At 61.0% G+C, this 12,543-nt stretch carries 8 protein-coding genes and 1 pseudogene; 2 read left to right on the forward strand and 7 right to left on the reverse strand.

The window, feature by feature from the left end:
• The first annotated feature begins 15 nt into the window (after positions 1–15).
• On the forward strand, positions 16–4,884 hold the full coding sequence (locus tag M5B43_RS10490; protein WP_248750036.1) for an NAD-glutamate dehydrogenase: 4,869 nt from the start codon (positions 16–18) through the stop codon (positions 4,882–4,884).
• A gap of 197 nt (positions 4,885–5,081) precedes the next feature.
• Here the strand turns inward: M5B43_RS10490 and M5B43_RS10495 are convergent.
• The 4 genes and pseudogenes from M5B43_RS10495 to M5B43_RS10510 form a co-directional block, all read right to left on the reverse strand.
• A pseudogene (locus tag M5B43_RS10495) lies at positions 5,082–5,246 on the reverse strand (FCD domain-containing protein); the annotation flags it as partial.
• A 110-nt stretch (positions 5,247–5,356) separates the two neighbouring features.
• Positions 5,357–6,052 (reverse strand): GntR family transcriptional regulator, encoded by a 696-nt coding sequence (locus M5B43_RS10500; protein ID WP_248750037.1) that lies wholly within the window; start codon positions 6,050–6,052, stop codon positions 5,357–5,359.
• A gap of 17 nt (positions 6,053–6,069) precedes the next feature.
• The gene (locus tag M5B43_RS10505) at positions 6,070–6,771 is read right to left on the reverse strand and encodes a FadR/GntR family transcriptional regulator (RefSeq protein ID WP_248750038.1); all 702 of its coding nucleotides are present in this window, start codon (positions 6,769–6,771) and stop codon (positions 6,070–6,072) included.
• A 110-nt stretch (positions 6,772–6,881) separates the two neighbouring features.
• Positions 6,882–8,207: a C4-dicarboxylate transporter DctA gene (locus tag M5B43_RS10510; protein ID WP_248750091.1), complete on the reverse strand. Its 1,326-nt coding sequence runs from the start codon at positions 8,205–8,207 to the stop codon at positions 6,882–6,884.
• Between the two features lie 216 nt (positions 8,208–8,423).
• Here M5B43_RS10510 and M5B43_RS10515 point away from each other — a divergent pair, with 216 nt between their 5' ends.
• A complete protein-coding gene (locus M5B43_RS10515; protein ID WP_248750039.1) occupies positions 8,424–9,053 on the forward strand; it encodes a DNA-3-methyladenine glycosylase I in 630 nt (209 codons plus the stop codon).
• Positions 9,054–9,084: 31 nt separating this feature from the next.
• Here the strand turns inward: M5B43_RS10515 and M5B43_RS10520 are convergent, their stop codons facing one another.
• The 3 genes from M5B43_RS10520 to M5B43_RS10530 form a co-directional block, all read right to left on the reverse strand.
• Complete coding sequence (locus M5B43_RS10520) at positions 9,085–10,518, reverse strand: PLP-dependent aminotransferase family protein (RefSeq protein ID WP_248750040.1); 1,434 nt, start codon at positions 10,516–10,518, stop codon at positions 9,085–9,087.
• A 70-nt stretch (positions 10,519–10,588) separates the two neighbouring features.
• Positions 10,589–11,356, reverse strand: a complete 768-nt coding sequence (locus tag M5B43_RS10525; protein ID WP_034135439.1) for an SDR family oxidoreductase — start codon at positions 11,354–11,356, stop codon at positions 10,589–10,591.
• Between the two features lie 10 nt (positions 11,357–11,366).
• Entirely contained in the window at positions 11,367–12,434 is a 1,068-nt protein-coding gene (locus M5B43_RS10530; protein ID WP_248750041.1) for a phosphotransferase family protein, read from the reverse strand.
• Positions 12,435–12,543: the final 109 nt, after the last annotated feature.

Genomic DNA, 12,543 nt, shown 5'->3' on the forward strand with positions numbered 1-12,543 from the left:
AGCGGAGTACCACAGATGGCGTTCTTCACCGCAGCCAGCAAGGCCGACTTCCAGCATCAACTGCAAGCGGCACTGGCGCAGCACATCAGTGAACAGGCACTGCCACAAGTGGCGCTGTTCGCTGAACAATTCTTCGGCATCATTTCCCTGGACGAACTGACCCAGCGTCGCCTTTCCGACCTGGCCGGTTGCACCCTGTCTGCCTGGCGCCTGCTTGAGCGCTTTGATCACAACCAGCCGCAAGTGCGGGTCTACAACCCCGATTACGAACGTCATGGCTGGCAGTCGACCCACACTGCGGTCGAAGTCCTGCACCACGACCTGCCTTTTCTGGTGGACTCGGTGCGTACCGAGCTGAACCGCCGTGGCTACAGCATCCATACCCTGCAAACCACCGTGCTCAGCGTGCGCCGTGGCAGCAAGGGCGAGTTGCTGGAAATCCTGCCTAAAGGCACCCAGGGCGAAGGCATCCAGCAAGAATCGCTGATGTACCTGGAAATCGACCGTTGCGCCAACGCCGCCGAACTGAGCGTGCTGAGCAAAGAGCTTGAGCAGGTGCTGGGCGAAGTCCGGGTGGCCGTGGCCGATTTCGAGCCGATGAAAGCCAAGGTCCAGGAGCTGCTGGCCGGTATCGACGCCAGCCCGTTCGCCATCGACGGCGAAGAAAAAGCCGAGATCAAGAATTTCCTGGAATGGCTGGTGGGCAACCACTTCACCTTCCTCGGTTATGAAGAGTTTGTGGTACGTGACGAGGCCGATGGCGGTCATATCGAATATGACACCGGTTCTTTCCTCGGTCTGACCAAGCTGCTGCGTGCCGGCCTCACCTCTGAGGACACGCGCATTGAAGACTACGCCGTGGCCTACCTGCGTGAATCGACCGTACTGTCGTTCGCCAAGGCCGCGCACCCAAGCCGCGTACACCGTCCGGCGTACCCGGACTATGTGTCGATCCGCCAGATCGACGCCGACGGCAAGGTGATCAAGGAATGCCGTTTCATGGGCCTCTACACCTCTTCGGTGTACGGCGAAAGCGTGCGGGTGATTCCTTACATTCGCCGCAAGGTCGCGGAAATCGAACGCCGTTCGGGCTTCCAGGCCAAGGCGCACCTGGGCAAGGAACTGGCTCAAGTCGTTGAAGTACTGCCTCGCGATGACCTGTTCCAAACCCCGGTCGACGAGCTGTTCAGCACCGTGATGTCCATCGTGCAGATCCAGGAACGCAACAAGATCCGCGTGTTCCTGCGCAAAGACCCGTACGGTCGTTTCTGCTACTGCCTGGCCTACGTGCCGCGCGACATCTACTCCACCGAAGTACGCCAGAAGATCCAGCAAGTGCTGATGGATCGCCTGAAAGCGTCGGACTGCGAGTTCTGGACCTTCTTCTCCGAGTCCGTGCTGGCCCGTGTGCAACTGATTCTGCGGGTCGACCCGAAGAACCGCCTGGACATCGACCCGCTGCAACTGGAAAAAGAAGTGGTGCAAGCCTGCCGCAGCTGGCAGGACGACTACGCCAGCCTGGTCGTGGAAAGCTTCGGCGAAGCCCACGGCACCAATGTGCTGGCGGACTTCCCGAAAGGCTTCCCAGCCGGCTACCGCGAGCGTTTTGCCGCGCATTCGGCCGTGGTCGACATGCAACACCTCAACAGCCTGACCGAAGCCAACCCATTGGTGATGAGCTTCTATCAGCCCCTGGGCCAGGTGTCCGGCCAGCGTGAGCTGCATTGCAAGCTCTACCACGCCGATACCCCGCTGGCGCTGTCCGACGTGCTGCCGATCCTGGAAAACCTCGGGCTGCGCGTGTTGGGTGAATTCCCTTACCGCCTGCGCCATGCCAATGGCCGTGAGTTCTGGATCCATGATTTCGCGTTCATCGCCGCTGAAGGCGTGAACCTGGATATCCAGCAGCTCAACGACACCCTGCAGGACGCGTTCGTGCATATCGTCCACGGCGATGCCGAGAACGATGCGTTCAACCGTCTGGTACTGACTGCCGGCCTGCCTTGGCGCGATGTAGCGCTGCTGCGTGCCTACGCCCGTTACCTCAAGCAGATCCGCCTGGGCTTCGACCTTGGCTATATTGCCAGCACCCTGAACAACCACACCGACATCGCCCGCGAGTTGACTCGGTTGTTCAAGACCCGCTTCTACCTGGCACGCAAGCTCACCGCCGATGACCTGGAAGACAAGCAGCAACGCCTGGAACAAGCGATCCTCACGGCCCTGGACGACGTTCAGGTGCTCAACGAAGACCGCATCCTGCGTCGCTACCTGGACCTGATCAAGGCCACCTTGCGCACCAACTTCTACCAGACCGACGCCAACGGCCAGAACAAGTCGTACTTCAGCTTCAAGTTCGACCCGCGCGCCATTCCCGAGCTGCCCAAGCCGGTGCCGAAGTTCGAGATCTTCGTCTATTCGCCACGGGTTGAAGGCGTGCACCTGCGTTTCGGCAACGTCGCTCGCGGCGGCCTGCGCTGGTCCGACCGTGAAGAAGACTTCCGTACCGAAGTGCTCGGCCTGGTAAAAGCCCAGCAAGTGAAGAACTCGGTGATCGTGCCGGTGGGCGCCAAGGGCGGCTTCCTGCCGCGTCGCTTGCCATTGGGCGGCACCCGGGACGAGATCGCGGCCGAAGGCATTGCCTGCTACCGCATCTTCATTTCCGGTCTGTTGGACATTACCGACAACCTGAAAGACGGCGCCCTGGTGCCGCCGGCCAACGTCGTGCGTCATGACGACGATGACCCGTACCTGGTGGTCGCGGCGGACAAGGGCACTGCGACCTTCTCCGACATCGCCAACGGCATCGCCATCGACTACGGTTTCTGGCTGGGTGACGCGTTCGCGTCCGGTGGTTCGGCCGGTTATGACCACAAGAAAATGGGCATCACCGCCAAGGGCGCGTGGGTGGGTGTGCAGCGTCACTTCCGTGAGCGCGGCATCAACGTGCAGGAAGACAGCATCACGGTGGTGGGCGTCGGCGATATGGCCGGTGACGTGTTCGGCAACGGTTTGCTGATGTCGGACAAACTGCAACTGGTCGCGGCCTTCAACCACCTGCATATCTTCATCGATCCGAACCCGAACCCGGCGACCAGTTTCGTCGAGCGCCAGCGCATGTTCGAGCTGCCACGTTCGGCGTGGTCCGACTACGACACCAGCATCATGTCCGAAGGCGGCGGTATCTTCTCGCGCAGCGCGAAGAGCATTGCCATCTCGCCGCAAATGAAAGAACGCTTCGACATCCAGGCCGACAAGCTGACCCCGACCGAACTGCTGAACGCCTTGCTCAAGGCGCCGGTGGACCTGTTGTGGAATGGCGGTATCGGTACTTATGTCAAGGCCAGCACCGAGAGCCACGCCGATGTGGGCGACAAGGCCAACGATGCGCTGCGCGTCAACGGCAACGAGCTGCGCTGCAAGGTGGTGGGCGAGGGCGGTAACCTCGGCATGACCCAACTGGGTCGTGTGGAGTTCGGCCTCAATGGCGGCGGTTCCAACACTGACTTCATCGACAACGCCGGTGGCGTGGACTGCTCCGACCACGAAGTGAACATCAAGATCCTGCTCAACGAAGTGGTGCAGGCCGGCGACATGACCGACAAGCAGCGCAACCAGTTGCTGGCGAGCATGACCGACGAAGTCGGCAGCCTGGTGTTGGGCAACAACTACAAGCAGACCCAGGCCCTGTCCCTGGCTGCGCGCCGTGCCTACGAGCGTGCCGCCGAGTACAAGCGCCTGATGAGCGACCTGGAAAGCCGTGGCAAGCTGGACCGCGCCATCGAGTACCTGCCGACCGAGGAGCAGCTCACCGAGCGCGCCGCCACCGGCAAGGGCTTGACCCGTCCGGAACTGTCGGTGTTGATCTCGTACAGCAAGATCGACCTCAAGGAAGCGCTGCTCAAGTCGCTGGTGCCGGATGACGACTACCTCACCCGTGACATGGAGACCGCGTTCCCACCGAGCCTGGTGGCCAAGTTCGGCGAGGCCATGCGTCGCCACCGCCTCAAGCGCGAGATCGTCAGCACCCAGATCGCCAACGACCTGGTCAACCACATGGGCATCACTTTCGTTCAACGACTCAAAGAGTCGACCGGCATGAGCCCGGCGAACGTGGCGGGCGCTTATGTGATCGTGCGTGACATCTTCCATCTCCCACACTGGTTCCGTCAGATCGAAGCCCTGGATCACCAGGTCTGCGCCGACGTGCAACTGGAGCTGATGGATGAGCTGATGCGCCTGGGCCGTCGCGCTACGCGCTGGTTCCTGCGCAGCCGTCGTAACGAGCAGGACGCCGGGCGTGACACCGCGCACTTCGGTCCGCACCTGGCCGCGTTGGGCCTCAAGCTCGACGAACTGCTGGAAGGCCCGACCCGCGAAGGCTGGCAGACCCGTTACAAGGCTTACACCGAAGCCGGCGTACCGGAGTTGTTGGCACGCATGGTTGCAGGGACGACTCACCTGTATACCTTGCTGCCGATCATCGAAGCCGCTGACGTGACGGGGCACGATGCCGCCGAGGTGGCCAAAGCCTACTTCGCCGTTGGCAGTGCACTGGACTTGCCGTGGTACCTGCAGCAGATCAGCGACCTGCCGGTTGCCAACAACTGGCAGGCTGCGGCCCGCGAAGCCTTCCGCGACGACGTGGACTGGCAGCAGCGGGCGATCACCATCTCGGTACTGCAAATGGCCGACGCGCCACAAGACATGGAAGCCCGCGTGGCCCTGTGGCTTGAGCAGCACCAGGACATGGCTGATCGCTGGCGCGCGATGATGGTGGAGATTCGTGCTGCGGTCGGCACGGACTACGCCATGTACGCGGTCGCCAACCGTGAGTTGCTGGACCTGGCGTTGAGCGGTCAGTCGGTGCTGCAACCGGCTTGATCCTGCGGTAAAACAAAAGCCCCCGTATCGAGAGATACGGGGGCTTTTTGTTGGAATACGATGTATCAAACGCCAGCGGAGCCATGTGGGAGGGGGCTTGCTCCCGATGGCGGTGACTCAGTCATAGCGATGTCGATTGACACTCCGCTATCGGGAGCAAGCCCCCTCCCACCGTTTGATTTCCATTTGACTTGGGATCAGTGGTGCTTGAGTAACTTGCTTTCCAGGTGATCCAGGTGTTGGGTCATCAGGGGCGCTGCGGTGCTTGAGTCACGTTGCTCAATCGCCTCGACAATCGCCACGTGCTCCTGCCACGCGCAATACGTGCAGGCCTGGGCCTCATACTGGGCAATGATCAATGTGGGAGGGGGCTTGCTCCCGATAGCGGTGTATCCGTCAATGTATTCGGCGACTGACACGCTGCAATCGGGAGCAAGCCCCCTCCCACCGTTTGATTTCCATTGACTTGGGATCAGTGGTGCTTGAGTAGCTTGCTTTCCAGGTGATCCAGGTGTTGGGTCATCAGGGTCGCTGCGGTGCTTGAGTCGCGTTGCTCAATCGCCTCGACAATCGCGACATGCTCTTGCCACGCGCAATACGTGCAGGCCTGAGTCTCATACTGGGCAATGATCAGCGACGTCAACGGCACCAGGCTGTTGAGAAACTGCGCCAATGGCGCGTTGCCTGCCATCGCCGCCAATTGCAGGTGAAACTCCCCCGACAACCGAATCGCCGGCCCACGCTGGTCGCGTTCGATACAGTCGCGTTCGCGCGCGATCAACTCGTGCAGTTGGCGAATCTGCTGGGGCGTGGCCTGGGCGCACGCCAGTTGCACCACGGTCATTTCGGTGAGACGCCGGGCTTCCAGAATCTGCCGGGTTTGTTGCGCATCCGGTGCAGCCACTTGGGCGCGTTGGTTGGGACGCAGGATGACCACCTGCTGGTGGGACAGCTTGGCCAATACACGGCGGATGACACTGCGGCTCACGCCAAAGGTTTCACCCAGGCTTTCTTCGGTAAAACGGCTGGCCGGAGCGATGCGTTGCTCGAGGATCGCGTCGAACAGCCGTGGGTAGATATCGTCCACCGAGGGCTTTTTACCGGCCACCAGGCGCATGGTGGGCAGGGCGTTGACGACTGGATTGCGTTGCACGGCGTGAGCGGTCATGGCCTGTCTCCAAAAAATCAACTGCCCAGATGGTCGTCCGGGATATTCAAGCGAATGCCCATGCGCAGGCCTTCCTGAAGGATGTGCCGACGCATTTCGGCACTGGCCAGGGCGCTGTTCTTGTTGCGGATGGCGCGCACCATGGCTTCATTTTCCTGCAGGCGTTCGGCCAGGTGTTCAGGCGAATTGCGCAGCACTTGGGCGCTTTGCTTGAGTGCGGTGCTGGTTTGCTGCACCACGTTCTGGAAAATCGGGTTGGACGTCAGCGCGAACAGCTCTTCGTGAAAGCCGATATAGGCATTCATGCCCGCTTCGGCGTCACCCGCGTCCAGGGCTTCGCGCATGTCCATGAGCGTGAGGCGCAATTGGCCGACTTCCTTGCTGCTGATGGACTGGGCCACCAAGCCGACAATGAACGGCTCGAGGGTGTAGCGCAGTTGCAGGATGTCTTCGAGGCTGGCCTCGGCGACTGCATCGTTCGATTGCGGTTCGCTGACGCTGGTTTCCAGTACCACCACGCCTTTGCCGGGCATGGAACGCACCAGGCCGAGGGTTTCCAGCACAATCACGGCTTCACGCAGGCTCGGGCGGCTGATGCCCATCTGCTCGGCCAGTTCACGCTGGCCGGGCAGCATTTCGCCGCGCCGCCACTGGCCACGCGCCAGGGCTGCGCGCAGTTTCTCTACGACTGAATTGACGACAGTTGAGGTGCTGATCACTTCAAAGTTTCCTTGATGTTGCAAATACGATTGCCAAGTGGGTGATGAACAATATGTGGGAGGGGGCAAGCCCCTTCCCACCGTTGAACTGTGTCACCCATGTAACTGGGTCAGAACTCCTGATGCGCCGGCAGCACCGGCTTTTTGGCCTGGAAGGCATAACCTTGCTGGCCGTCGAGCACCTTGTTGGCGCGCTGGATATCGATGTCTTTTTCCCAACGGGCAATGGCCACGGTGGCAACGCAATTGCCGATCAGGTTAGTCATCGCGCGGCCGATGCCCATGAACCAATCCACCGCCAGTACCAGCACCAGGCCGACCACTGGGATCGCCGGGATGGCGGTGAGTGTTGCCGCAAGAATCACCAGCGCCGAGCCCGGAATACCGTGGGCACCTTTGGAGGTAATCAGCGATACCAGCAAGATGGTCAGCAAGTCGGTCATCGACAGCGGCGTGCCGGTGGCGTTGGCGATAAACACAATGGCCAGGGTCAGGTAGATCGAGAACCCGTCGAGGTTGAACGAATACCCGGTCGGAATCACCAGGCCCACGGTGGAGCTGCCAATCCCCAGGTGCTCCAGTTTACGCATGATCTGTGGCAACACGGCGTCGGAGGAGGCGGTGCCCATCACGATCAGCAGTTCTTCGCGCAGGTACTTGAGCAACGGCAGGATGCGCAGGCCCGACAGGCGCATCACCAGCCCCAGGATCAACCCGACGAAGGCAAAGCAGGTCAGGTAGAACAACCCCACCAGGCTACCCAGGTGTTGCAGTGAGTCCAGGCCGTACGTGCTGGTGGTGAAGGCAATCGCACCGAACACGCCAATCGGCGCCAGGCGCACGATCATGCCCATGATACGGAAGATCACATGGCTCAGTTCGTTGATCAGGCGCGAGATGCCGGACGCGGCTTCGCCCACCAGGTTCAACGCACTGCCAAACAGTACCGAGAACAACAGCACTTGCAGTACGTTGTTGTCGGCGAACGCGCCGATCACCGAGTTGGGGATCAGCTCCATCAGGAACTGGCTGGTGCCCCGCAGGTGCTGGCCCTTGTCGGCCAGTTCATTTAAACCTGCGGACGAAAGCTGCTCCAGGTGGATGTTGGCGCCAGTGCCGATGCCCGTGCTGAAGGCCATGATCAGGCCCAGCACCAGGGCGACGGTGGTGAGTACTTCAAAGTAAATCACCGACTTGAGGCCGATGCGCCCGACTTTTTTCAAGTCGCCGGCGCCGGAAATGCCGCTGACCACCACACAGAATACGATCAGGCCAATCAGCATCTTGATCAGCTTGATAAAGCCGTCACCCAGGGGTTTGAGTTGCGAGGAGAATTCAGGAAGGGCCAAGCCGCACACTACGCCCAGGATCAGGCCAATGACGACTTGCAGGAAAATCGAACGCGAGCACCATCTGAGCATGGGAGGGATCTCTATTCGGTGCCCTGGTGGTTCCAGGGCTTAATTGTTGTGGTCTTACCGGTAAGTCCAGTGCGGGGCCAGTCTACGCCTGGAATTTTTCAAATCACAAGTAAATATTCGGCGGTTGGCAGGTCCCGGTCTGACCAGTTGGTCGGTAAGGGTGATGCTTGAGCGGTTGGCCGGGTTTAAATATTTTTGCGTATCATCGGCCATCGGCACGCGAGGTGATGAATGGATCCATCAGGACTGACAACGGACGGAGCAGGGTGCACCCATTGCACCTGGCGCAACGCGGCGGCCGAATACCCGCATTACCACGACCACGAGTGGGGCGTGCCGGTGGCGGATGACATCCAGTTGTACGAGAAGATCTGCCTGGAGGGGTTTCAGGCGGGGATGGCGTGGATCACCATCCTGCGCAAGCGTGAGCGCTTTCGGCAGGTGTTCGAGGGTTTTGATTTCCGGCGGGTGGCGCACTACAACGAGGCTGATATCGAGCGCTTGATGAGCGACCCGGGCATCGTGCGCAATCGGGCGAAGATCGTCTCCACCATCAACAATGCGCGCCGGGCGTGCGAGCTGGTGGATGAGACGGGGTCGTTGGCGCGCTGGCTGTGGGCGTTCGAGCCCGGTGAGCATGAGCGCCCGGCCGTGGTGGACATGGCCTATTGGAGCGCCAACCCGACGTCACCGGCTTCGGTGCGCTTGTCCAAAGCCTTGAAAAAGCGCGGTTGGACCTATGTTGGCCCAACCACGATGTACGCCTTGATGCAGGCGATGGGGATGGTCAATGATCACTTGGAAGGCTGCGCCTGCCGGCCACAGATCGAAGCGCTGCGCCAGCAGTTCCAGCGGCCTTGAAGGTGTCGACACCCACCCATCGACCGCGCGGCTAGCCAATCTGCTGGAGAATATCGCGGACCCTGTCCAGCGCCGGGTCGATGTCGAGGGTTTCGATGGCACCGAAACCGATGATCAAGCCTGCACGCACGGGCGTGTCGTGGAAGAACACGTTCAACGGGTACAACCCCACATCCGCCTGGCGCGCCCGTTCCATCAGCAGCGGGATGTTCACGGCCACTGTGCACAGTGCCGCCATGTGGAACCCGGCCACGCTGGGCACGGCTTCAAGCCAGGGCGAGAGGTCACCCGCCAGGCGCTGCAAGATGCGCTCGCGGCGTCCGGCATACACGCTGTGACAGCGGCGAATGTGCTTTTGCAGGTAGCCTTCGCTGATGAACTTGGCCAGTGCCCATTGCGGCAGAGTCGAGCTGTGCTGGTCGGTCAATTGCTTGGCCTTGAGCACCGCACCATAAATCGCCGGCGGCAGCACCGCGTAGCCCAGGCGCAGCTCGGGTAGCAGGGTTTTGGAGAACGTGCCCACGTAGGTCACGACGCCACGGGTGTCCATGCTTTGCAGGGAGTCGGTGGGGCGGCCTTCGTAGCGGAACTCGCTGTCGTAGTCGTCTTCGATGATGATCGCACCGAGCTCGATGGCCCTTGCCAGCAGGGCCTCGCGGCGTGGCAGGCTCATGGGCATGCCGAGTGGAAACTGGTGGGACGGGGTCACGTAGATCAGCCGCGTGCCATCCGGGATCAGGTCGACCTGCATGCCGTGCTCGTCCACCGGCACGCCTGCAACGCGGGCGCCCATGGCCAGGAACAACTGGCGTGCAGGGCTGTAGCCGGGGTCTTCCATGGCGACGATCGTGCCCGGCTCCACGACCACGCGTGCAATCAAGTCCAACGCCTGTTGCGCGCCGTTGGTGACCACCACGTCACTGGCGCCGCATTTCACCCCGCGGGAGAAGGCGATATGCCCGGCGATGGCGTCGCGCAGTGCCGGCAAACCTTCCGGCTGGCTGTAGAAGCCACTGTCTTGGGCGATACGGCGCAATGCATCCTGGGTGCAGCGCCGCCATTCATCCTGGGGGAATTGATTGCGCGTGGTCGCGCCGCCGATAAATTCGTAGCGCAGGATGTTGTCACGTAGCGGGTGGCGCATGGGCGAGGGCAACGCCGCCCATTTGGCCAGGTTGGCGGCGCACGCCAGGTCGGTCGCGGTTTGCTGGCGGTCGGGCTGCGGTGCCCACGCATTGACGAAGGTGCCCCGGCCAATCTTGCCAACCAGCAGACCTTCGTACGTCAAGGTGGCGTAGGTGTCGGACACCGTCTTGCGGGATACGCCTAACTGTTCGGCGAGCAGTCGGCTGGGAGGCAGTTGCGCACCTGCCGAGAGTCGCCCGGCGCAGATGGCTTCGCGTAATTGCTGATAAAGCTGGGCAGCCAAGTCCTTGCGGCCGTTGATGACAATGTGCAATTCCATGTTTCATCCTGGGACAGATCGATCTGCGCCAAGGTTACGCGTAAATCGATCCGTAGAAACCCAGGCGATGTCAGGACAGGAAGCCACCGTCCACATTCAGCGACACGCCAGTGGTGTAGCTCGACGCATCACTGGCCAGGTACAACACTGCGCCGGCCATTTCGCTGGGGTCAGCCACACGCTTGAGTGGAATCTGGGCCAGCGCCATTTTCAGGATCGAGTCGTTCTTGACCAGTGCCGAGGCGAACTTGGTGTCGGTCAGGCCCGGCAACAGCGCGTTGCAACGGATACCGAATGCCGCGCATTCCTTGGCAAACACCTTGGTCATATTGATCACGGCGGCCTTGGTCACCGAGTAGATGCCCTGGAACACGCCCGGCGAGATGCCATTGATCGAGGCCACGTTGATGATGCTGCCGCCGCCGTTCTCGCGCATCAGCTTGCCGGCTTCCACCGACATGAAGAAGTAGCCGCGAATGTTCACGTCGACGGTCTTCTGGAAGGCTCCCAGGTCAGTGTCCAGCACGTTGCAGAACTGCGGGTTGGTGGCGGCATTGTTGACCAGGATATCCAGGCGGCCGAACTGTTCACGAATACCGGCGAACACTTGGGTGATCTGCTCCATTTCACCAATATGGCAAGCAATGGCGGTGGCTTTGCCGCCGTCGGCAATGATCGCGTCAGCCACATGCTGGCAGCCTTCCAGCTTGCGGCTGGAGACGATCACATGGGCGCCTTGTTGGGCCAGCAACTTGGCGATGGCTTCGCCAATGCCACGGCTGGCGCCGGAAACGAAAGCAATTTTGCCGTCAAGGTCGAACAGGTTGGTCTTGGACATAGGGTTTCCTTTAGAGGGCTGATTTGCCGATGACATTCAGGCTCATTTGCTCCAGCAGCGTGTTCATGTGGATGAACTGGGCAAAGCGTTTGTCCTGGGTCTGGCCGTGGAAGAAGCGGTAGTAGATCTGCTGCACGATGCCGGCCAGGCGGAACAGGCCGTAGGTGTAGTAAAAGTCGAAATTGTCGATCTGGATGCCGGCGCGCTCGGCGTAGTAGTCGACAAACTGGCGGCGGGTGAGCATGCCCGGGGCATTGCTCGGTTGGCGCCGCATCAGTTGCACCGGCGCAGGGTCGCCAGCCTCGATCCAATAGGCGAGGGTGTTGCCCAGGTCCATCAGCGGGTCGCCCAGGGTGGTCAGTTCCCAGTCCAGCACACCGATGATCTGCATCGGGTTGTGCGGGTCGAGGATGACGTTGTCGAAGCGGTAGTCGTTATGCACGATGCTGGAGGTCGGATGGTCGGCCGGCATCTTGTCGTTAAGCCACGCGCGCACGGTCTCCCAGCGCGGGGCGTCGGGGGTCAGGGCTTTCTCGTAGCGCTCGCTCCAGCCGCGAATCTGGCGCTGCACATACCCTTCGGGTTTGCCCAGGTCGGCCAGGCCGCAGGCCGTGTAGTCAACCTGGTGCAGTTCGACGAATTTGTCGATGAAGCTTTTGCACAAGGCGTCGGTCTTGGTCGTGTCCAGGCCCAGTTCGGCCGGTACGTCGGAGCGCAGGATGATGCCCTTGACGCGCTCCATCACATAGAACTCGGCGCCGATCACCGACTCATCGGTGCAGTGCACATACGCCTTGGGGCAATACGGGAAGCCATCCTTAAGCTGATTGAGAATGCGGTATTCGCGGCCCATGTCGTGGGCGGACTTGGCCTTGTGACCAAACGGCGGGCGGCGCAGCACAAACTCCTGGCCCGGGTATTCCAGCAGGTAAGTCAGGTTCGATGCACCGCCGGGGAACTGGCTGATCTTGACCTCGCCGCTCAAGCCGGGAATGTGGGCCTTGAGGTAGGGATCGATCAGGCTGGCATCAAGTTCTTCGCCTGGGCGAATCTGGGTCGATTGGTCGTTAAGCGCCATGCTTATCCCTTCTGCTTATTTTAAAGGCCTTGGACTATTGGCTAATCTAATGCGCGTCGCCGCCCAGCGACAAGGTCAGGGCGGCTTAATAGGTTAGCGTGTTGGGGGA

The organism is Pseudomonas sp. MWU15-20650 (assembly GCF_023242475.1).
Lineage (GTDB): Bacteria > Pseudomonadota > Gammaproteobacteria > Pseudomonadales > Pseudomonadaceae > Aquipseudomonas.

Excerpts from the sequence above, each read along its gene's own strand:
- M5B43_RS10530 (WP_248750041.1), bottom strand. The coding sequence starts at position 12,434 with ATGGCGCTTAACGACCAATCGACCCAGATTCGCCCAGGCGAAGAACTT.
- M5B43_RS10500 (WP_248750037.1), bottom strand. The coding sequence starts at position 6,052 with ATGACCGCTCACGCCGTGCAACGCAATCCAGTCGTCAACGCCCTGCCC.
- M5B43_RS10515 (WP_248750039.1), top strand. The coding sequence starts at position 8,424 with ATGGATCCATCAGGACTGACAACGGACGGAGCAGGGTGCACCCATTGC.
- M5B43_RS10490 (WP_248750036.1), top strand. The coding sequence starts at position 16 with ATGGCGTTCTTCACCGCAGCCAGCAAGGCCGACTTCCAGCATCAACTG.
- M5B43_RS10520 (WP_248750040.1), bottom strand. The coding sequence starts at position 10,518 with ATGGAATTGCACATTGTCATCAACGGCCGCAAGGACTTGGCTGCCCAG.
- M5B43_RS10525 (WP_034135439.1), bottom strand. The coding sequence starts at position 11,356 with ATGTCCAAGACCAACCTGTTCGACCTTGACGGCAAAATTGCTTTCGTT.